Source organism: Bradyrhizobium sp. BR 1433 (genome assembly GCF_051547665.1).
Taxonomy (GTDB): domain Bacteria; phylum Pseudomonadota; class Alphaproteobacteria; order Rhizobiales; family Xanthobacteraceae; genus Bradyrhizobium; species Bradyrhizobium australafricanum.
The window spans coordinates 567,589-587,889 of the sequence record NZ_JBPUGG010000001.1 but is presented as its reverse complement, the minus strand read 5'-3'; the positions used below and the strand labels follow the sequence as shown (position 1 = coordinate 587,889).

General features: G+C 64.4%; 13 protein-coding genes, 1 tRNA gene and 2 pseudogenes. 8 read left to right on the top strand and 8 right to left on the bottom strand.

All coding sequences use genetic code 11. The features are described 5' to 3' along the window. Window positions 1–91 precede the first annotated feature (91 nt). From glmS to ACSKB9_RS02965, 4 genes and pseudogenes are all read right to left on the bottom strand, one after another. A complete protein-coding gene (glmS, locus tag ACSKB9_RS02980) occupies window positions 92–1,918 on the bottom strand; it encodes a glutamine--fructose-6-phosphate transaminase (isomerizing) (RefSeq protein ID WP_057018713.1) in 1,827 nt (608 codons plus the stop codon). 175 nt (window positions 1,919–2,093) lie between these two features. Continuing rightward, window positions 2,094–2,741 (bottom strand): hypothetical protein, encoded by a 648-nt coding sequence (locus ACSKB9_RS02975; protein WP_438071586.1) that lies wholly within the window; start codon window positions 2,739–2,741, stop codon window positions 2,094–2,096. Window positions 2,742–3,147: 406 nt separating this feature from the next. Beyond that, window positions 3,148–3,942 (bottom strand): adenylate/guanylate cyclase domain-containing protein, encoded by a 795-nt coding sequence (locus tag ACSKB9_RS02970; protein WP_057018716.1) that lies wholly within the window; start codon window positions 3,940–3,942, stop codon window positions 3,148–3,150. 202 nt (window positions 3,943–4,144) lie between these two features. Next, window positions 4,145–5,208: pseudogene (locus ACSKB9_RS02965) on the bottom strand (carbon-nitrogen hydrolase family protein). 173 nt (window positions 5,209–5,381) lie between these two features. Between ACSKB9_RS02965 and ACSKB9_RS02960 the strand changes: the two are divergent. From ACSKB9_RS02960 to ACSKB9_RS02950, 3 genes are all read left to right on the top strand, one after another. Next, a complete protein-coding gene (locus ACSKB9_RS02960; protein WP_438071584.1) occupies window positions 5,382–6,332 on the top strand; it encodes a LysR family transcriptional regulator in 951 nt (316 codons plus the stop codon). A gap of 76 nt (window positions 6,333–6,408) precedes the next feature. Continuing rightward, window positions 6,409–6,735 carry a DUF485 domain-containing protein gene (locus ACSKB9_RS02955; RefSeq protein WP_310879269.1) on the top strand — a complete coding sequence of 109 codons (327 nt, stop codon included), beginning with the start codon at window positions 6,409–6,411 and terminating at the stop codon, window positions 6,733–6,735. A 12-nt stretch (window positions 6,736–6,747) separates the two neighbouring features. Then, window positions 6,748–8,331: a solute symporter family protein gene (locus ACSKB9_RS02950; protein WP_057018474.1), complete on the top strand. Its 1,584-nt coding sequence runs from the start codon at window positions 6,748–6,750 to the stop codon at window positions 8,329–8,331. Window positions 8,332–8,547: 216 nt separating this feature from the next. Here the strand turns inward: ACSKB9_RS02950 and ACSKB9_RS02945 are convergent, their stop codons facing one another. Continuing rightward, the gene (locus ACSKB9_RS02945; RefSeq protein ID WP_438071582.1) at window positions 8,548–9,822 is read right to left on the bottom strand and encodes an IS4 family transposase; all 1,275 of its coding nucleotides are present in this window, start codon (window positions 9,820–9,822) and stop codon (window positions 8,548–8,550) included. 115 nt (window positions 9,823–9,937) lie between these two features. Continuing rightward, complete coding sequence (gene glmU / locus ACSKB9_RS02940; protein WP_438071580.1) at window positions 9,938–11,296, bottom strand: bifunctional UDP-N-acetylglucosamine diphosphorylase/glucosamine-1-phosphate N-acetyltransferase GlmU; 1,359 nt, start codon at window positions 11,294–11,296, stop codon at window positions 9,938–9,940. A gap of 183 nt (window positions 11,297–11,479) precedes the next feature. Here glmU and ACSKB9_RS02935 point away from each other — a divergent pair, with 183 nt between their 5' ends. Both ACSKB9_RS02935 and ACSKB9_RS02930 read left to right on the top strand, forming a co-directional pair. Further along, window positions 11,480–12,850 (top strand): hypothetical protein, encoded by a 1,371-nt coding sequence (locus ACSKB9_RS02935; RefSeq protein WP_438071579.1) that lies wholly within the window; start codon window positions 11,480–11,482, stop codon window positions 12,848–12,850. Between the two features lie 94 nt (window positions 12,851–12,944). After that, window positions 12,945–13,325 (top strand): hypothetical protein, encoded by a 381-nt coding sequence (locus ACSKB9_RS02930; RefSeq protein ID WP_016844836.1) that lies wholly within the window; start codon window positions 12,945–12,947, stop codon window positions 13,323–13,325. Here ACSKB9_RS02930 and ACSKB9_RS02925 read toward each other — a convergent pair. Then, window positions 13,285–14,913 (bottom strand): beta-(1-6) glucans synthase, encoded by a 1,629-nt coding sequence (locus tag ACSKB9_RS02925; RefSeq protein ID WP_438071577.1) that lies wholly within the window; start codon window positions 14,911–14,913, stop codon window positions 13,285–13,287. The two genes, ACSKB9_RS02930 and ACSKB9_RS02925, sit on opposite strands and share 41 nt — an antisense overlap. 245 nt (window positions 14,914–15,158) lie before the next feature. Between ACSKB9_RS02925 and ACSKB9_RS02920 the strand changes: the two genes are divergently transcribed. The 3 genes and pseudogenes from ACSKB9_RS02920 to ACSKB9_RS02910 all read left to right on the top strand — a co-directional run bounded on the left by ACSKB9_RS02920 (window position 15,159) and on the right by ACSKB9_RS02910 (window position 19,065). Continuing rightward, window positions 15,159–15,770 (top strand): hypothetical protein, encoded by a 612-nt coding sequence (locus ACSKB9_RS02920; RefSeq protein WP_057018479.1) that lies wholly within the window; start codon window positions 15,159–15,161, stop codon window positions 15,768–15,770. A gap of 194 nt (window positions 15,771–15,964) precedes the next feature. After that, window positions 15,965–18,812: pseudogene (locus tag ACSKB9_RS02915) on the top strand (glycosyltransferase). Between the two features lie 177 nt (window positions 18,813–18,989). Then, window positions 18,990–19,065, top strand: a tRNA-Lys gene (locus ACSKB9_RS02910). A 55-nt stretch (window positions 19,066–19,120) separates the two neighbouring features. Here the strand turns inward: ACSKB9_RS02910 and ACSKB9_RS02905 are convergent. Beyond that, on the bottom strand, window positions 19,121–20,287 hold the full coding sequence (locus tag ACSKB9_RS02905) for a tyrosine-type recombinase/integrase (protein WP_438071576.1): 1,167 nt from the start codon (window positions 20,285–20,287) through the stop codon (window positions 19,121–19,123). Window positions 20,288–20,301 lie beyond the last annotated feature (14 nt).

Genomic DNA, 20,301 nt, shown 5'->3' with positions numbered 1-20,301 from the left:
TTCCAGGGTCGTCGAAGCGGCCGTAATCCACCAACCAGCTAAGCCATTCCAGCGCATTTTTGAAGGGGCCGCGTGAAGCCGCGGCTTGCGACTATTCGACCGTGACCGATTTGGCCAGATTCCGCGGCTGGTCGACATCGGTGCCCATCACGACAGCGGTATGATAGGCGAGCAGCTGCACCGGAACGGCGTAGACCATCGGCGCGAAGGTCGCCCCCATGTCCGGCATCACGATCGTCACCAGCGACTGGATGGTCGCCTCCGCCGCGCCCTTGGCGTCGGTCATCAGGATGATCTTGCCGCCGCGGGCGGCGACCTCCTGCATGTTGGAGACGGTCTTCTCGAACACCTTGTCGTAGGGCGCGATCACCACGACCGGCATGTGCTCGTCGATCAGCGCGATCGGCCCGTGCTTGAGCTCGCCGGCGGCGTAGCCCTCGGCATGGATGTAGGAGATTTCCTTCAGCTTTAGCGCGCCCTCCAGCGCCAGCGGATAGCTGGTGCCGCGGCCGAGATAGAGCACGTCGCGAGACTTCGAGATCTCGCGCGCCAGCTTCTCGATCTGCACTTCGGTGGTCAGCGCTTCCGACATCAGGCGCGGGATCTCGACCAGGCCATGCACCAGCTTGGCCTCGTCGGCATCGGACAGCTCGCCGCGCGCCTTGCCGGCGGCGACCGCGAGCGAGGCCAGCACCATCAGCTGGCAGGTGAACGCCTTGGTCGAAGCGACCCCGATCTCGGGACCGGCGAGCGTCTGCAGCACGGTCTCGCTCTCGCGCGCGATCGTCGAGGTCGGCACGTTGACGACCGAGAGCGTGTGCGCACCCTGCGCCTTGGCGTAGCGCAGCGCCGCCAGCGTGTCGGCGGTCTCGCCCGATTGCGAGATGAAGATCGCAAGATCGCCCTTGCGCAGCGGTGCCTCGCGGTAGCGGAATTCGGAGGCGACATCGAGCTCGACCGGTAGCCGCGCCAGCCGCTCCAGCCAGTATTTCGCGACGAAGCCGGCATAGCTCGCGGTGCCGCAGGCGGTGACCGAGACGCGCTGGATATCCTTGAAGTCGAACGGCAGCTTCACCGGCATGGTGACGCGCTCGGTCGCCATGTCGACATAGCGCGCCAGCGTGTGCCCGACCACTTCGGGCTGCTCGTGGATCTCCTTCGCCATGAAGTGGCGGTAGTTCGCCTTGTCGACCAGCGCCGTTGCCGTCGTGTGCTTGATCGCCTCGCGGTGGACGATGGCGTTGTCCTTGTCGAAGATCGTGGCGCCCTTGCGATTCAGCACCACCCAGTCGCCGTCCTCGAGATAGCTGATCGTATCGGTGAACGGCCCGAGCGCGATCGCGTCGGACCCGAGAAACATCTCGCCTTCGCCATGGCCGACCGCGAGCGGCGGGCCGTTGCGGGCGCCGATCATCAGGTCATCCTCGCCGGCGAAGATGAAGCCGAGCGCGAACGCGCCGCGCAGCTGCGACAGCACCGCCCTCACCGCCTCGATCGGCTTGACGCCGCCCTTCAGCAGATTGTCGACCAGATGCACCACGACCTCGGTGTCGGTCTCGGTCGAGAACGCCGCGCCCTTGGCCTCGAGTTCCTCGCGCAGCTCGCGGAAATTCTCTATGATCCCGTTATGCACCACGGCGACGCGCTCGGTGGCGTGCGGGTGCGCGTTGTTCTCGGTCGGCCGCCCGTGCGTGGCCCAGCGGGTGTGGCCGATGCCGGTATGGCCGCCGAGCGGCTTGGCCTCGAGCCGGGCCTCGAGATTCTTCAGCTTGCCTTCGGCGCGGCGCCGCGCCAGGCCGCCATTCTCCAGCGTGGCGACACCCGCGGAATCATAGCCGCGATATTCGAGCCGCTTGAGCGAATCCACCAATTGCTCCGCGACCGGAGCGCGTCCAAGAATGCCGACGATGCCGCACATGCGGTTCAATGTCCCCAAAAATCGCCGAAAATTTGCCAAAGCGGCGACACGGTCCCTTAACGGGAATCGCCGGCCGCAAGATACTCAATAATTATTGCCGATTGCGACAGTCTTAAACGGCAAGGTTGATGCGAAAGGCTGGTTAATCGGGGCTAACCATTTTGGCAAGAGCGCGTCAGCGCAGATCCGCCGGCGCGGGCCACGGTTTCGCCTCCCAGATCGTGGTCCATTCCTGACCCGCGCCGCACGCAGGCGCGCTGACCTCGACGCGAACCACGACAAAGCTTTCGCGATTGGTCACGTCTAGCCGATAGACATGCCGCAGGTGTGGGCTGGGACACAGGTCCGATCCGGTTTCGGCCTGAAACAAGCCGGCCTCCTCCCTCCATGTGATGAAACCCGGAGTGTCCGTCGTACCGAAGCCGTTCAGCGCGACGTACGGAAATTCCATCGGCTTTGGTCTGCTGACGTCGGAAAGATCGAACGCGCGATGCGATCCGGTCACGGAAAGCCGACAGAACATCAGCGCGAGACGGTGCCCGGCCACTTTCATGAAGCGAACCGGCAACTTTTCGATGTCATCACTGTATTTGCAGCCGGATTGCTCGGCCGCAAGCGCGAGCATCCTTGGCACCAAGGCCGGATCGGAAATTTCAAAGTCCGTGCGTCCATTGGCAAGGCTGCTCCATTCGCGAAGCGCCTCGCGTCGTGCATTGATGCTCGCAGTTTCGTCGCCGCGCGCGACCGACACGAGCGGCGGACCGGCCGTGAGAAGACCTCCGAGCAGCACCTTGATCAATCCAGCGATCAGCCGCGCGCTCACGGTTCCCATCCCCGGCCACGCAGCCAGACCTCGCGGCACGTAACCAGCATGCCGAGCAGTCCGTTCTTGAGGAAAAACAGATAGAGCGCGAACAGTAGCACGAAGCTGGGCCGATCGTCGCCCAGGAAACGAACTCAGGTTGGTCGTGTGTCTTCCGGGACAGCACCGCCAACTGTCCGGTCTCGGCCCACTGGTAGAGTCGTGCGGCGCTGAAGTACGTCACCAGGCTGCAAAAGACTCCAATCAGAACGGTCGCGGCATGTTTGCGCATGCCGTGTTTTGCCTTGTCGCCTCCTAAGAGCGATGAAACCGCAGACGGCAAACGTCGTTAACCGCATCAATATGTCATTAACGTCTTTCGGCGAGGCCAGCCGACGCTGGCGGTAGTCGACGCTCCCGGGACGCCCTAATGCTCCACCCGGTAGAGCCGCCATCGCTCCGGCACGCCTTTGAGCTGGTGCGCGCCGCGGTCCTTGAAGCGGATTTCGGACTTTGACATCAGGTCCTTGACCGCGCTCGAGACCAGCACTTCGCCGGCCCGCGCTTTCGCCGCGACGCGCGCGCCGATGTGAAACGCAAGCCCGATCACCTCCGCGCCACTCACCTTGTATTCGCCCGCGTGCAGTCCGACCCTGATCTCCAGCCCGAGCGTGCGCACGGACTCGCGGATCGCGGTCGCGCAACGGATCCCGGCTGCCGGCGCGCGGAACGTCGCCAGCAACCCGTCCCCTGTCGTCACGACTTCCTTTCCCCGCAAGGCCTTCAGCTCCCTGCGCACAGCGACATAGTAGTGGTTCATCACCGTCGCCCAGCGCGTGTCGCCGAGCCGCGCGGCCTTTTCGGTGGATCGGACGATATCGACATAGAGGATCGTGGCGAGCGCCTGCTTGAGCTGCGAGTCCCGGTCGGTGGTTCGCCGCCGGTTCGCGATATTTCCAGCCAGAGGCTCATAGCGATGGCTGCGTCGCCGCGCGATGGCGGCCTTGGTGTAGTCCTGGGCGCGCTGCACCGTGCGGCAGCGAATGGTTTTTTCCTGCGGTGGAAACGTCCAGTGGACCTTTCGCCTGTCGCCCGCGCCATCAACCTGCACGGCGCCCCATTTCAGGAAAACCGTCGAGCCGGCCCGTCGAATGCACCATGCCTTCGACGTGTATCCGGAAACGTTCGACTGATGGACTCCGATGCGAAGGAATTTTGGCATGAGCGTCCGGCCGATCGAAGGAAGTTTGGCAGCCTACCCAGGGTAAAGCGTAGCCATACATTCCCGCGTTGGCAACGGTGCAGGTTTGCACGGTGCAGGTTTGCGGTGCAGGTTTGCGGACTATCGAGAATGCCGGACCGCGATGTCCGCGTCGGGTCCCGCACGCGGACGAAGGATCGTGTGAGGCAGCACCAAGGCTTCGTCAGCTCCGGAGGTCGCGGCCCTGCCCATTCGATGCAGCGTCGGCATCGACCGACAGAATCGCCGCGTCTTGCACGTCCGCTATCGGCTGCTCTGGATCGCGGAATCGAGCCGGGGTCAACCGGCTGCGGTCGACCGTCACGCCGAAGATGTCGAAGCGGTTGTAGTAACCGACCACGTCGTGAAACTGTTTTGGCTCGACGCAGCGATTGAGATCGATCTCCGCGTAGGCGATCCCCTCCTCGTCCTGCAATCCATCGCCGAAGACGCTGCCGGTCGGATCGACGAAGAAGCTCGCCGCACGTGGTGTCTGGTCGATCACGTCGGCGATCGTTCGATCGCGTTCAATGAGGAAGGCGCGCAACGCCTGGTCCATGTAGCCGGCGGTGACGATCCCGAATACCTTGGCTTCGAAGCAATGGGCGCTGGCCCGGATGCGGTTGGCGGCCACGTTGTCGAAATTGCCGCCGCCTGCCGGGCGCCGGGTGGGCCACATCGGCGGCCAGCTCGAAATGTGCACCTGCTCGCCCTGCGCCATCAGCGCGAAGCGGGCCAATGGATTGGTATCTCGCCGCAAATCAACCCGCCGATCCGGCCCTGCCGCGTCTCCGCGACTTTAAGGCCCGCACCATCCCCGGACGACCACACCAGCTTCTCATAGAAGGTCGGAACCAGCTTGCGGTGATGGATGAGAATTTCTCCGGTCTCGCCGATCAGCAGGTTCGAGTTCCACAGCCCCCCGACGCTGACGGCCGAGCGCTCGCTGATGCCGATCGAGACCGTGACGCCGAGGGCGCGCGCCTCGGCGCAAAGCCGCGCCACTTCCGGTCCGTCCGCCAGCACGGATTGCTCCGCCATGCGCACGAACAGGTCGTGGTTGTCGATTGGAGGCCACAGCGCGGCCCAGACCGGAAAGGCGGAGAGTCAGGTTTCGGGAAACGCGATCAGCTCGGCGCCGGCCCTGGCCGCCTCGCGAATGATGGCGATCGCCTTTTCGGTGGTCGCCCAGCTGTCGAGGAAGACGGGCGCGGCGTGGACGGCAGCAGCCTTGAAACGAGGAAGCATGTCGAAAATCCCGGCTAGGACTAGGGGAGCGAAGGGTATCATCCTTGCCTTGCCGGCGTGCATGGGAATTGTCGCAAGGTCGGTTGCGAAGGATCGGAACCGCCACGCGCTGGAACGGGAATTGCTTTGCTGACAAGGGCCGCAATTTCAACGGCCGCAACCGGAGGCAGGTGATGTTCGACACGATCAACTGGGACGATCTGCGGGTGTTTCTCTGCGCCGCCCGCGCCGGGAATTTGAGCCAAACGGCAAAGCGGCTGCGGCTCGACCATTCCACCGTCAGCCGGCGCATCGCCCAGATGGAAGCTTCGCTCGGGGTTGCGGTGTTCGAACGCCACCGCACCGGGCTCAAGCTCAACGAAGTCGGCGAGCGGCTGTTGCGCCATGCCGAGCGGGTCGAGAGCGCGGTGATCGCGATCCGCGAGGAGGCCAGCGCCAGCGACACCCAGGGGCTCGTCGGGACCGTGCGGCTCGCCACCATGGAGGGGATCGCCTCGCTTTATCTGGCGCAACGCTTTGCCAAGCTGCGACGCACCGCGCCACAGCTCACCGTCGAACTCGTCACGTCCGCCCAGACGGTCTACGTTCATAAGCGCGAGGCCGATCTGTTCGTGTCCTTCTTCCGGCCGCCCGGTCCGGGCCTGATCTCGGAGCGCATCGGCAAGTTTCGGCTCGGGCTATTCGCGAGCCAGGACTATCTCGACCACCACGGGATGCCCGCAAGCCTGCGCGACCTGCAGGATCATTGGTTCGTGTCCTATATCGAGGACCTGATCCAGGTCGATTCGGTGCGCTGGCTCGCCGATGTCATCGAAGAGCCGAAAATCGCCTTCCACTCGAACAGCATGATCGCGCAAATGAACGCCGCGGCGGGCGGCCTCGGCATCGTGATGCTGCCGAGCTTTGCCACAAGGGACCGGCCCGACCTGATACCGGTGCTGCCCGCTCTCGCCGGCACCGTTCGCGAGGTCTGGCTCAACGTCCACAGCGACCTGCAATTCGCCCCGCGCATCCGCGCCGTCCGCGCCTTCCTGAAAAATACCCTGAAGCAGGATCCCGACATGCAGGTCACGCTGGCCGATGTCGTGCCGCAGCCGCGCACAGCAGATTGCAAAAATCCATAATTCCCTTCCGTCAGCCCCCGGCTGAAGCTCGTCCGATTGGCGCAAGCAGAGCGCGCTGAAGTTTTGAGGGGCCGATATGAACGTGGTTATTCCCGGCAATGCCGATCCGGCGCCGAACGGCGGCGCATTGGCCAAGAAGCAGGCCGAGCAGCTGGCCAAGAAACTGGCCAAGAAGCGGCTGACAGTCGCGCTCGTTCTGAGCGTTGCGATGATCGTGATCTATTTCGGCTTCATGGGGCTTTTCGCGTTCGACAAGCCGCTGCTCGGCACCATTCTGATGCCCGGCCTGTCGCTTTGCATTGTGCTCGGCCCGCTCGTCATCATCTCTTCCTTCGTGCTCTGCCTGGTCTACGTGCTGTGGGCGAACCGGGTGTTCGACGCAGGCGTTCGCGAGCTTCGCTAAGGGGACAGGCAAATGGGCAGCAGCACGCTTTCGATCGGGTTCTTCTTCGCCTTCATGGCGTTGACGCTGGCGATCACCTATTGGGCTGCGCGGCGCACGCGCACCACCGAGCACTTCTTTGCCGCCGGCGGCCAGGTCACGCCGTGGCAGAACGGCTGGGCACTCGCGGGAGACTTCCTGAGCGCCGCGGCCCTGCTCGGGATTGCCGGCATCGTCACCTCGAACGGCTTCGACGGCATGATCTATTCGATCGGGTGGCTGGTCGGCTGGCCGATCATTCTGTTCCTGATCGTCGAACCATTGCGCAATGTCGGCCGTTTCACCTTCGCCGACGTCGTGGCTTATCGCCTGCGCCAGCGCCCGGTGCGCCTCGCCGGCGCCATCGGTACACTTGCCGTGATCCTGTTCTACCTGATCGCCCAGATGGTCGCGACGGGATCGCTGATCAAGCTGCTGTTCGGCCTGCCCTACACCTGGTCGGTCGTCGTCGTCGGCAGCGTGATGCTGGTCTATGTGCTGTTCGGCGGCATGTTGGCGACGACCTGGGTGCAGGTGGTTAAGGCTGTGCTGCTGATGGGCGGCGGCATCCTGCTCGCCCTCCTCGTGTTGACCCATTTCGACATGAACCCGCTGAAGCTGTTCGCCGCGGCATCCGAGAAATACGGCACCAAGGTGCTGCAGCCGGGATCGAAGGTGGTCTCGGGTCAATGGGATGCCATCTCGCTCGGGCTCGGCCTGATGTTCGGAACCGCCGCGATGCCGCATGTGCTGATGCGGGCCTACACGGTGAAGGATTCCAAAGCCGCACGGCTGTCGATCCTCTATGCCACCGGCCTGATCGGCGTCTTTCATCTCATGGTCTTCATCATCGGCTTCGGCGCCATGGTGCTGGTCGGCGCCGAGGCGGTGGCCAAGGCCGGCGGCGGCGGCAACATGGCAGCGCCCCTGCTCGCACTCACCGTCGGCGGCAACGCGTTCTTCGGCTTCATCTGCGCGGTCGCGTTCGCGACCATGCTTGCCGTCGTCGCGGGGCTGACGCTGTCGGGCGTCGCCACGCTCTGCCACGACGTCTGGACCAATGTGATCAGGAGCGGCACCGCTTCGGAAGCCGAGCAGCTCAAGGTCGCGCGGGTCGCGACGGTTCTGATTTCCATCCTCGCCATCGGCCTGGGCATCGCGTTCGAAGGCCAGAACGTCGCGTTCATGGCGGGACTTGCGTTCTCGATCGCCTGCGCCGCCAACTTCCCTTCGCTCGTGCTCGCCATCACCTGGCGCCGCTTCACGACGCCTGCTGCCGTGGCGAGCATCCTCGTCGGCACACTGAGCTCGCTGGTGCTGATCTATCTGTCCCCGACCATCCAGGTCGACATTCTCGGCAAGCCGCTCGCCGCGGTCGAGCATCAATGGTGGTTCGTGTCGCTGCGCAATCCCGCGATCATCAGCATGCCGCTATCCTTTGCGGTCGCGATCCTGCTGTCGCTGATGACACGGGAGAAGAACGCAAACCTCGCCTTCGACGAGATGCAGCGGCGCATCCTGCTCGGACCGGTAGAGCCGAACACCAGCGAGCCGCGCCAGGCGAAGAATGCGGCATGAACCGGGTCAACCGATCGACGTTGCGATCAGCCCGTTGCGAACCCCGTCACCCGATGCGCATGTGTGAACTCACAGATCGCGCAACACACTCAGTGTCGTCCCGGCGAAAGCCGGGACCCATAACCACCGACGGTTATTGCTTCACGATGCTGGAACGACGAGTCCTGTCCCCAACTTCCGCCGCGGAGTATGGGTCCCGGCTTTCGCCCATAGGCGCTAAGATAGTTTGATCATAGTCTGATAGTGGCGCTTATGTCTGGGTGGCTCGCGTAGATGTCGCCGGAGAGCGTGACTGGCTCTGCTGAGTAGAGCGATTGCGGGCTGTGGAATGATCGCTTGCCGTAGCGAAGCGACGAGCTGGCGCAGCAGACGCCACGTCACTGGGTGGGTCAGGCGGCGTCGGCCAAGCGGGAGAGTCTCGAGTTCGTCGACGAGCGGCTCGAGCAATAGAATGATCAGCAGATGAGCGAGGATATGGGGTCTGGCGGACCGCTCGTCGGTTCCGGGAGGTCCCTTCAGGCCAATCAGGCTTTTCAGCCGCTTGAAGCCGAGCTCAATGCGCCATCGCAGCCGATAGAGGGCGAGGATATCTGCAGTCGTGAAGTCCTCTGGCCTGAGTGAGGTCACCAGGATCACCCAATCTGCGGCGTCAAGTGTTTGCCTGGAGAGCTGATGACCTCCCTTTTGTGCGGTCCGGCGCGCCTTGCGTCGCGCAGCCGCAGCAGCTTGCACCGGCTTCTTCGCGGCAACCAGACGCACTGCGAGCGGCGGCGCACCTGACTTGCGCTTTATCCAAATCGGCCGATCGATCAGGCCACGCGCCGAGGCGTTGCGCAGTTCGGCAGTGAGGTCAACAAGATTACCTTCGGCATCGAGCCAGCGCGCGCTCTTCCAGCCGGCCCGGATCACGAAGTCCGCATCGGCATCGACGAGATGCGCCATGCGCTCCGGTTGCAGATAGGCGCGATCGGCAAGACGGATCTCACCGGCAACCGCCGGTATCCGATCCAGCGTCTCGCCCGCTCGCTGATCGGTCAGTTCGAAGTGACCAAAGCGCTCCTGCGGAAGATCGAACGCGCTATGGATACGCCACACTGCGTTCTTGTTCCTGCCGCTCGTCCCAGCCTTGGGGACCGTCGTGGCGTCAACAATACGGATCAGACGACCGCAGCTCGCCTTCGGCGCCGCGGCGGCAAGCGCCTGCTCGACCAAGATTGCCAGCCAATCTCCGCACTGACGTAAGCGATACAACAGAGCCACGTTGGAGATATCGACAAGCCCAACCGACGTGGCCCATGCCGCCGTCAACCGCAGCCCTTTCTCACCAAGGCAATAAGCCAAGATCAGGCGCAGCAAGTCGACCGCATTGCTGATCTCCCGCGGACGGACAAACGCCTTCGTCTTGCGCGCGCTAATGTTCAGAGCATCGGTTCCGCCAAGTTGGGCGACAACGCGCGCCCAATCTTTGTTCACAAGCGATTCGTGTGCCATTCCATCTTGGAATCACAAGCGAATCCAAGGCGCAAATCCTATTTTAGCGCCTATGGGCTTTCGCCGGGACGACACCTTATGGTCGAGACAGGCTCGCAAATATGTCGCGAGAAGATCACTTCCCCTTCGCAGCCTTCTCCTTCAGCTTCGCCGTTCGGTAGCGCGCGGCGCCGCCTTCGCGGATGGACTGCTCGCTGCGCTCGAGCGCCATCGCATCGTCGGGAACATCCTTGGTGATCACGGAGCCCGAACCGATATAGGCGCCCTTGCCGATCGTGACCGGCGCGACCAGCGACGTATTGGTGCCGATGAAGGCGCCCTCGCCGATCAGCGTCTTGTGCTTGAGGAAGCCGTCATAGTTGCAGGTGATGGTGCCGGCGCCGAGGTTGGAATTGGCACCGACATGGGCGTCGCCGACATAGGAGAGATGGTTGACCTTGACGCCGGCCTCCAGCCTCGAACCCTTGGTCTCGACGAAATTGCCGATCTTCACGCCATCGCCGAGCGAGGTGCCGGGCCGCAGCCGCGCGTAGGGTCCGAGTTCCACCTTCTTGCCGATCGTAGCTTGCGTGATGTGCGAGAAGGAATGGATCACGGCGCCGTCGTCGATCGAAACGCCGGGTCCGATCACCACGAACGGCTCGATCGTGACGTCCTTGCCGAATTTGGTGTCGGCGGCGAGATAGACCGTTTCCGGCGCGATCAGGGTCACGCCGGCCTCGAGCGCCTGGTTGCGCAGCCGCGCCTGCATCACGGCCTCGGCCTCGGCGAGCTGCGCCTTGGTGTTGATGCCGCGCACTTCGTCTTCGCTGGTCTCGATCACGACGGCCTCCAGTCCGAGTTTCCTGACAATGCCGACGGCATCGGTCAGATAATATTCGCCCTTGGCATTGGCATTGCCGATCTTCTCGATGATCGCGAGCGCCTTCTTGCCGTCGAACGCCATCACGCCGGCATTGCACAGCGTGATCTTGCGCTCTTCGGCACTGGCATCGGCCTGCTCGCGGATCGCAACCAGCTTGCCGTTCTCGACCACCAGGCGGCCGTAGCCGGTCGGGTCTGCGGCATGGAAGCCGAGCACCGCAAGCGCCGCGCCGTCGCGCAGCGGCGCGCGCATACGGGCAAAGGTCTCGGCCGTGATCAGCGGCGTGTCGCCGAATGCGACCAAGAGGTCGTCGGCGCCGCGGGCGATCGCTTCGCGCGCCGCCAGCACCGCATGCGCGGTGCCGAGCCGTTCGTGCTGCACGAAGGTCTGCGCGTCGGGCCGCACCCGGCGCGCCTCGGCGGCGACTGCCTCATGGTCCGGGCCGACCACGACTGCCAGCTGCGATCCCTCGCCGGAGGCCGCGGCGTTGAGCACGTGCGACAGCAGCGGCTGGCCGGCCACGGGGTGCAGCACCTTCGGCAGCGACGAGCGCATCCGCGTGCCCTCACCGGCCGCAAGCACCACTGTCAGGCTCGTTCGCGCAGTCATTCGCAATCCTCGATGTCGCGCGCAGTTCGCTGCGCAAAGCTGTCTTCGAGGCCGTCTTTAATTGTTTTCCCCGGCAGAAGAAACCGATTCGCCTCCGTGGCGCTCCGGATTCAAGTTCCCGGTCCATTTCCTGTTAATCTTTGCCTCGTGATTCGGCGGGCCTTGAGGAGGGCCAAGCGGGCTTTGGCCAAAGATCGCGACAATCTGGCGGCGGAATTCGACACCGAGGGCACCACCGGCTTTTTGGCCGAGGAGGATGCTCTGGATCGCCGCATGCTGTGGCGGCTCGGTTCGTGGGGCGTTGCTGCGGTCGGCGCCGTCACTGTCGCGGTGATGGCCAACCAGTCGGCGTTGACGCTGCGGCGCGACCAGGTCGCCGCAGCGGACCTCGCGCGACAGGCCCAGCAGCTGCAGACGCTGGCGAAGGAGAGCCACAACGAGACGCGCCGGCTGGCGTCCGCGATCGATACGCTCAACGGCGACCGCGACCGGCTGTATTCGCGCGTCACCACGCTGGAGCAGGGTCTCGACTCCGTGACCGGTGCGATCGCCAGGCAGCCGCCGGCACCATCGCCCTTGGCAGCGGCGCCCGGCACCTCGCCCGCAACCGCCAGTTCGTCCCCCGCCGCCTCCGCGCCAACCGTTGCCGCCGTCGCAACGACGCCGCCGGTCGCGTTGGAGAAGCCGGCGGCGATCGACAAGCTGCCCGCAGCCGGCGACAGCAAGGCGACCGGGCCGATCGAGAAGCCGGTTGCGGCGGCCGAAAAGCCGGCAACCGCCGACAAGAAACCGGTGCTCGCGGCCGCCAAGCCGCAGGCCGTCGCGGAGAAGCCGCCAGCCTCCGACAATTCGCCGCCGAATTCCGCCACGGCCGCATCGATCGCAAGTCCAATGAGCGCCGCCGCGGCCGGCGCCGAGGATGCACCCGCTGCGCCGGCACCGGTCGCGGACAAGCCGCTTGCCGACAAGCCGGTCCTGGCATCACTCGATCCTGCGGCGAACAAGGCAACCGAAACGGTCAGGCCGCCGACCGCCAACGATGTCACCGCCGCACCGATCACTCCGCTGGTGATCATAGCGGATCCGGACGCCGAGGACGATGCGCCGCAGGCACAGATCCACCGCACCGAGTTCGGCGTCGATCTCGGCACGGCCAATTCGGTCAATGGACTGCGCGCGCTGTGGCGCGGCCTGTTGAAGTCGAAGGCCAACGCGCCGCTGGCGGCGCTGCGGCCGATCATCGTGATCAAGGAGAACAGCAACGGGCTGGGCATGCAGTTGCGCCTGGTGGCTGGACCGCTGAACGACGCCGGCACCGCCGCCAGGATCTGCGCGGGCCTCAGCCTGGTGCAGCGGACCTGCGAGACGGCGATCTATGACGGCCAGCGGCTGGCCCTCAACGAGCCGGCCGCCGGAGCCAAGCCGGCGCCATCGCATCGGCGGGCCGTGCCGAAGCGCGCCGTCGCACCGCCGCCACCGCAGCAGCCGGTCGCCGAGGACAAGAAGCCGGAGCCAACCACGATCTCCTCGATATTCCGGCGGAACAGCCAATAATCATGTTAGCCAAGGGATTGTGGCCGGATTTTCAACCGATTTCGATGCTCCGACCGAACTTGTCCCGCAACCCGATCCCGACCATAGTGCCGCGATGACAAAACCGCCGTTCCGCCTCTCCCCCTATCAGGTCCAGTTCCTGATGGTCGTGGGCTTCGTCACCGTCGGCTACGCGCTCTACGTGCGCTATCTGGCAATCGAGTTCTCTCCCGTTGCGCTGGCCTGCGACGCCGGCGCGCAGACCATGCTCTGCAAGGCTCGCGCGCTGTCGACCGTACTGTTCAAGAACTCGGTGTTCGGGATCACCGCGCTGGTAATCGCGGTGCTCAACCTGACGCGGCCGTCGATCGTGCTGCTCACCGTCGGCTTGATCGCTGCGGGGCTCGGGATCGTGCTCTACAACGTCGTGCTGTCGGGGCTTGCGATCGGGCTGTTCATCCTGGGTTTTGCGCGGCCCGCGCCCGCCACAGCGTAGCGGCTAGCAAAAGATACATCACGCAGGTCCAGTCCGACTGCCAGTTGATCGTGCCCTCGTTGTAGATCGTGTAGCCGGCGGCGATCACCAGCAGGCCGGCGAACACGGATTCCGCGAGCGGCCGGATGCCTTCCTTCGGGCGATTGAGCATGGTCAGCAGCGCGAATGGCACCACCGCCATGGTCAGCGAGGCATACGGGAAATCGCGGTAGCGCGGATCGAAGGTGAAGCCGAGCGCGGTTTCGGCAGCAATCACCGTGGTGATGATCAGCACAATCGCCAGCACCGCGCCGATCACGCCCTTGCCGCGATAGTCGCGCGGCCCGACCAGCTCCAGGAAGGTCGGCAGCGAGCGGCCGGCGATCAGCGCATGCGCCGTCAGCAGCGGCGCGGCAATGCCCGCCGCGAGCAGCACGCCCCAATGCAGCCAGCCGCCGACGCCGTAGCTCTCGTAATACATCTTGTCGCCGGCAATCCCGAGCAGCGCCCCCGCCGTCGTCGCGGAAATGGCGACCGCGATCCAGGCCGACGGCCGCGGCGTCCAGGGCCGGCGGCGCAGCGTCAGCCAGGCCGCGAGGAATGTGGCGACGGACAGCGCCATGCCGCCCGCCATCTGCAGCTTCCAGTCCGGATAGTTCGTGATAGCAACGCCGGGCGGATATTTCACCTGCCGCTTGACCGAATCGAACAGGCCCCAATTGCCGCCGACGGTGCCCTCGAGCTTGCGCTTCCAGGGCTGGTCGTAGGCCTCGATCAGGTTGACCCGAAAGCCCTCGCGCTTGGCAAGGTCGAGGATCTCGGACACCACCCGCGCCTGGTTGGTGCGCGACGGCAATGCGCCCTCCCGCATCCGCCCCTGGCTCGGCCAGCCGGTCTCGCCGATCAGGATCTCCTTGCCCGGGAATGTCACCGCCATCCGCTTGCGTATATCGTCGACATGCGCCGCGGCGTACTTTGCCTTGACCGGGATGTCCTCCCAATATGGCAGGATGTGAATGGTGACGAAATCGACCGCGTCATAAATCTCGCGGTTCTTCACCCAGTATTCCCAGACGTCGGCGTAGGTGACAGGAAGATTGCCCGCCGCCGCCTTCACCGCGCGGATGTTGCCGGCAAGATCGGTGGCGGTCATCTCGCCGCGCAGCAGCACCTCGTTGCCGACGATCAGCGAGGTGACGACGCCAGGATACTCCTTGGCGAGCCGGACCGCGATCGCGATCTGCTGCAAATTCTTGAAGCGGTTGCTGCTGAGCCAGATGCCCTGCATCACCTTCAGCCCGACCTTGGCCGCAACGCTGGGGACCTGGTCGAGGCCGTTCTCGATCGAATAGGTGCGCACGCAGTCGGTGACCTTGGCGAGATCGGTCAGATCCTGCTCGATCTGCTCGACTGGAATCTGCGTGGTGGGATCCAGCGGCGTCTGCGCGCCGCGGAACGGCGTATAGGACACGCATTGCAGCTTTGCAGCGGGATCGATCGGCGCGCGCACGAGCGTAATCGGCGTGGCGAGCCACCACCACACGGATGCAATCACGGCGAGCGAGATCAGGAGAAGCGCCAGCGGCGTACGAAGCGAAATCGGTTCCATCCTCCGGGGGACCGTCGAATTAGCCGGTCACAGCCCATCTGCCAAGAGCGGGATTAGGTCAATACCATGGTTGTCCTGCGACAGTTTTGCGCTGGGTCGATAAAGTTGTGAGTTTGCTGGACAAAATACCAAATTCCAGTCATCAGATTTCGCCAGAGTCTCCGCCGCACTGGAGACCTATTTGGACGGCTTCACGCGAGCCGTTAGGATGATCCCGCGGGGGCAGGAACATTATCGGGGAATACATGCGTCGACGGCTGCTTGAGTTGAAGAACACTACTTTGCGCCATCTTGCCGTAACGGGCCTTGTCACGGGCCTTGCGCTCCTCATTGGGGCCGGCGGCGCGTTCGCCCAGAGCGGCACGCCGAATCCGCCGGATCAGGCGAAACAGCAGCCTGGACAGCCCGACGCCAACGCAAATGCCGCACGGGAAGCCAACCAGCGCAAGGTCGAGGAATTCGTCGAGGCCCAGCAGGCCATCAACGGCCCGGCCGGCAACCCGGAATGCGTCTGGCTCGGCCGCCGCGTCGTCCGCCTGATGTGGAACGACGACCTCGATACCGCGTTCCGCCATCTCGACCTCTACGACCGGTTCGGCTGCCCCGGCGGCCACGTCCAGGCGGCGTTCCGCTGCCTGACCCGGTTCGGCGCCCAGATCGACGACAAGGTCCGCGGCAGCCTCGACGGCCGCATCCACGCCTGCTGGATCAATCCGGGCGCGCAGCCCCAGGCCGCGGCCGCCGCCGCTGCTCCCACCCCGGCGCCGGCGACGGCCGGCACCGCCGCACCGGCACCCGCAGCCTCGCCCTCGCCTGCACCGACCCCGTCGGCGTCACCTGCGCCGGCGTCGAAATAGCCATATCCCGCGACCGGGGTCCGGCCGCGATTTTTTTCGCGGCTGGAACGGCTTGCGCCCTTAAAACGCCATCGCGGCACACCAGTTGTTAAATCGGATGGCGGAGATATCTTTCCCTCCGCTGTCGTGTTGGTCGAACCCAGGGGACGGGTTCGCTTAGTCCTCAATCTCAGGCCCCGTATGGTTTAACCGCGATGCGCGCCGTCGTCGCCGTCCTGTTGCTTGTCACCGCCGCCCACGCCGCCCTGTGGGGTCTCTTCCAGGAGAAGCAGTCGGCGCCCGATTTCCGTGGCACACTGCCGAGCCTGTCCTACGCTCCGTTCGAGTCAGGCCACACCGTCGCAGACGTCGCCGCCGACACCGAGAAGGTGCGCACCGACCTACGAAAACTGTCCACGCTCACCAAGGCGGTCCGCCTCTATTCGTCGACGGAAGGCAATGAGCTGGTGCCGCCGGTCGCCGCCGAGTTCGGCATGAAGGTCACCGTTGGCGCGTGGATCGACAAGGACGCCAACCGCAACAACCGCGAGATCGAAGCCGCGATCAACCTGGCCAAGCGCAACAGCAACGTCATCGGCATCGTGGTCGGCAACGAAACCGTGTTCCGCGGCGAGCAGGTGCCGCTGGAAAACCTTGGCTCGGTTCCGGAGATCGGCGTGCCGCCCGAGGAGTCCGAGAGGATTCTTCGCGAGGAAGCGCAGCGTCTTCACGACGCGGAAATGCAGCCGGATGAAAACGGCAGCAGCGGCTTGAGCAAGCGCGCTGAAGCGATCAAGTGGGCAGTCGCCGAAAACAACGTGCACCGGCTGATCAAGATGATCCAGCGGGTCAAGAAGTCGGTCAACGTTCCCGTCACCACCGGTGAAATCTGGAACATCTGGCGCGACCATCCGCAGCTCGCCAACTCGTCCGACTTCGTCGCCGCGCACGTGCTGCCCTACTGGAAAACTTCACCGACAAGCAGGCGGTGGACCAGGCGGTCGACCGCTACAATTTGTTGCGCGACTCCTTCCCCGGCAAACGCATCCTGATTGCCGAATTCGGCTGGCCGAGCCAGGGCTACAATCTGCGCAGCGCCGTTCCCGGCCCGTTCCAGCAGGCCACCGTGCTTCGCAACTTCGTCACCCGCGCCGAAGCCATCGGCATGGACTACAACATCGTCGAGGCGATCGATCAGCCCTGGAAGTTCTTCGAAGGCGGCGTCGGCCCCTACTGGGGCATCCTCAATGCCGACCGCGAGCCAAAGTTCGCCTGGACCGGACCGGTCACCGATCCGAACTACTGGAAGATCGCGCTGGTCGCCGTCCTGGTCGGCCTGTTCATGTCGCTGCCGATCCTGCGGCTGGACCAACCGACCGTGATGCAGGCGCTGCTGCTGTCGGCGGCCGCCAATGGCGTCGGCGCGTGGGTCGCGACGGTGTTCTCCTACTGGACGACGCACTACTTCGTCTGGGGCTCGGCCTTCGCGCTCAGCCTCGGCCTGGTGCTGCTGGTTCCGCTGGTCCTGATCGCAATGGCGCGGATCGAGGAGATCGCGGCGGTGGCGTTCGGCCGCGGCCCGCGCCGGCTGATCGGCAAGAGCGAGCCGCTTGCGCCTGCCACGATCGGCGAGAACGTGAAGTTTCCGAAGGTCTCGATCCACATCCCGGCCTATTCGAGCCGGTCGAGATGCTGAAGCAGACCCTCGATGCAGTGTCGCGGCTCGACTATCCGAACTTCGAGTGCGTCTGCATCATCAACAACACGCCCGATCCCGACTTCTGGCGGCCGATCCAGGATCACTGCCGGCTGCTCGGCGAGCGCTTCAAGTTCATCAATGCCGAGAAGGTGCAGGGCTTCAAGGCCGGTGCGCTGCGCATCGCGATGGACCGCACCGCGGCGGATGCCGAGATCATCGGCATCATCGACGCCGACTATGTCGTGCATCCGGACTGGCTGAAGGATCTCGTGCCGGCGTTCGCCGATCCGCGCGTCGGCCTCGTGCAGGCGCCGCAGGAGCATCGCGACGGCGATCGCTCGCTGATGCACTACATCATGAACGGCGAATATGCCGGGTTCTTCGACATCGGCATGGTCCAGCGCAACGAGTTCAACGCCATCATCGTGCACGGCACGATGTGCCTGATCCGCCGCGCCGCGATGGACAAGGCCGGCGGCTGGTCCAGCGACACGATCTGCGAGGACACCGATCTCGGCCTCTCGATCCAGCAGCAGGGCTGGCTCACGCACTACACCAATGTGCGTTACGGCGAAGGCCTGCTGCCCGACACCTACGAGGCCTTCAAGAAGCAGCGCCATCGCTGGGCCTATGGCGGCTTCCAGATCGTCAAGAAGCACTGGCGGCGCTTCCTGCCCGGCGCCAGCCGGCTGACGCCCGATCAGCGCCGCGAGTTCTCGCTGGGCTGGCTCAACTGGCTCGGCGCCGAAAGCCTCGGCGTCGTGGTTGCGATCCTCAACCTGATCTGGGTGCCGATCGTCGCCTTCGCCGACATCGCGATCCCCGACAAGATTTTGACGCTGCCGATCATCGCCTCCTTCATCGTCTCGCTGGTGCATTTCGTCGCGCTTTACCGGCTGCGCGTGAACATCAAGGCCGGTCAGATGTTGGGAGCCATGATCGCGGCGATGAGCGTGCAGTGGACGGTGTCGCGCGCGGTGGCGCAGGGCCTGATCACGGAGCATCTTGCGTTCGCCCGCACCTCCAAGGGCGGCCTGTCGCGGATGTCGATCGAGTTCCAGGCGTTCTGGGAAGCCGTGATCGGCGTGTTGCTGCTGATCGGCGCCGTCGTGCTTGTCGTCACCAATGGCTACAAGCAGGTGCGCGAGATCTACATCTTTGCCGGCGTCCTGGTGCTGCAGAGCCTGCCATTCCTGGCGGCGGTCTCCATCGCGATCCTGGAAAATTCGCGGATCAACGAGTTCGCATTCTGGCGCAACAGCGCGATCCGCACCGCGGAACTGATCGGGTTGCGCCCGGTCAGCCTGCCCTCGGTCGCCGCCCCGTCGCAGCCGGTCGGCTCGGAAATCCGCCGCGACAACTGAGCCAACTTCAAGAAGCGGCCCTAAGCACAGGCGCCGGAACAGCAAATCCGGCGCGTCGGTGCACAATTGAGCGCCCCTCGGCTATTGACCCGATGGGCCCTGCCCCTACACAGCGCGGGCTGGAGCACGATCCGGAGCGGTTCACCGCTGGCGTCCGGATCTAATGTTCAGGTGAGTGAGCGCGTAGCTCAGGCGGTAGAGCACGTGACTTTTAATCATGGGGTCGAGGGTTCGAGTTCCTCCGCGCTCACCATAAAATCAATCACTTGGCGGCATACCGAACGTCATTCCGACATTCGGTCACGCGCTCATTCCGACAAATTGCCTGCTTTCGTTCTGGAGTCCCGGCGCTTACGGGCGCCGTCCCGACGTTGGTTTACTGACGTCTGCGCGTACCTGAGCAAGGACGCCTGCGACTTGTGGCCACTCAACGCGCGCAACTGCGCGTCCGACAAATTCGCGTCGGCGCCCTCGGTATTGCCGCCATGGCGCAGACCCATGAACTTGATATCGGGACTGATCCCTGCCGCCTTCCGGATGGCGGCAACCCGCCGCAGGAAATGTCGCTTCCGCCATGGCAGGTGCACGCCTTTGAACCGGTCCGGCTGATCTCGCGTGACGATAAGCGTCCCATGACGCTCAGCGGCGTCGAGGCGCGGCGTTAGGTCGGGCCACAGGTGAGAGCCGTCTGCGTCGTAGAGCGGCACATCGTATTCCGCGCCGGTCTTGAAATGGATGATCCGAACGAAGTCCGGCGCGTCGGCCGGCCTAAACCGGGACCAAGTGATCCGACCGATGATATCGACCTCGCGCTGGAGCCAGTTGAATGCGATCAACGCCGCCGTGCCGATCGACTGCTCGCCGAGTTCGTCTGCCTTTGCCACGAAGGCCCGTAAGTTCTCGTAGGAGAATATCTTGGTCGGCTTGGCCCGATACTCGATGTCCATCTTCCGGAACGGGTTGTTCGCTGGCACCAGCTTTGATTCAGCGCGATACGCCACATTCCAAGCCCTCTTTGCCACCTGCATGGCAAGCAGCGCTGTTCGAGGTCGCTCCCCGCGGGGGCTTGCTTTCAGCTTCTCGTACAAGCGGTCCGCCGCGGCCGGCGAGATAGACTTCAGCGATAGCTGGCCGAACTTCCGACCGTCCGTCAGCGGCACCAACGAGATGAACTTCAACATCCGGTCGTACGACTTGCGCGTCTCGGCCGGTCTGCCGGTGTATCGGGGCGACTTCTTATAGATGCCCACCATCCAGTCCCATGTGCCTACCGATACGCCAGCGACGAGCGCCGATGTCTCGCCTTTTAGCCAGGTCTGGTAGTGGGGATTTAGAATTTCATCGCAGCGCTGCTTGGCTGCGCCGTAGTCGGTGCCAAGGGCCTCAGGCGTGACCGGACAGCCTGCCCGCCGTGCCCGCGTTGGTGGCTGCCAATAGTACGCCGTTGCGCCAGTCGATAGGCGCTTTGACGTCATCAGATCAGGCCAAC

Coding starts and splice junctions, on each gene's coding strand:
- glmS (WP_057018713.1), bottom strand. CDS start 1,918: ATGTGCGGCATCGTCGGCATTCTTGGACGCGCTCCGGTCGCGGAGCAA.
- ACSKB9_RS02970 (WP_057018716.1), bottom strand. CDS start 3,942: ATGCCAAAATTCCTTCGCATCGGAGTCCATCAGTCGAACGTTTCCGGA.
- ACSKB9_RS02960 (WP_438071584.1), top strand. CDS start 5,382: ATGTTCGACACGATCAACTGGGACGATCTGCGGGTGTTTCTCTGCGCC.
- ACSKB9_RS02955 (WP_310879269.1), top strand. CDS start 6,409: ATGAACGTGGTTATTCCCGGCAATGCCGATCCGGCGCCGAACGGCGGC.
- ACSKB9_RS02950 (WP_057018474.1), top strand. CDS start 6,748: ATGGGCAGCAGCACGCTTTCGATCGGGTTCTTCTTCGCCTTCATGGCG.
- ACSKB9_RS02945 (WP_438071582.1), bottom strand. CDS start 9,822: ATGGCACACGAATCGCTTGTGAACAAAGATTGGGCGCGCGTTGTCGCC.
- glmU (WP_438071580.1), bottom strand. CDS start 11,296: ATGACTGCGCGAACGAGCCTGACAGTGGTGCTTGCGGCCGGTGAGGGC.
- ACSKB9_RS02930 (WP_016844836.1), top strand. CDS start 12,945: ATGACAAAACCGCCGTTCCGCCTCTCCCCCTATCAGGTCCAGTTCCTG.
- ACSKB9_RS02925 (WP_438071577.1), bottom strand. CDS start 14,913: ATGGAACCGATTTCGCTTCGTACGCCGCTGGCGCTTCTCCTGATCTCG.
- ACSKB9_RS02920 (WP_057018479.1), top strand. CDS start 15,159: ATGCGTCGACGGCTGCTTGAGTTGAAGAACACTACTTTGCGCCATCTT.
- ACSKB9_RS02905 (WP_438071576.1), bottom strand. CDS start 20,287: ATGACGTCAAAGCGCCTATCGACTGGCGCAACGGCGTACTATTGGCAG.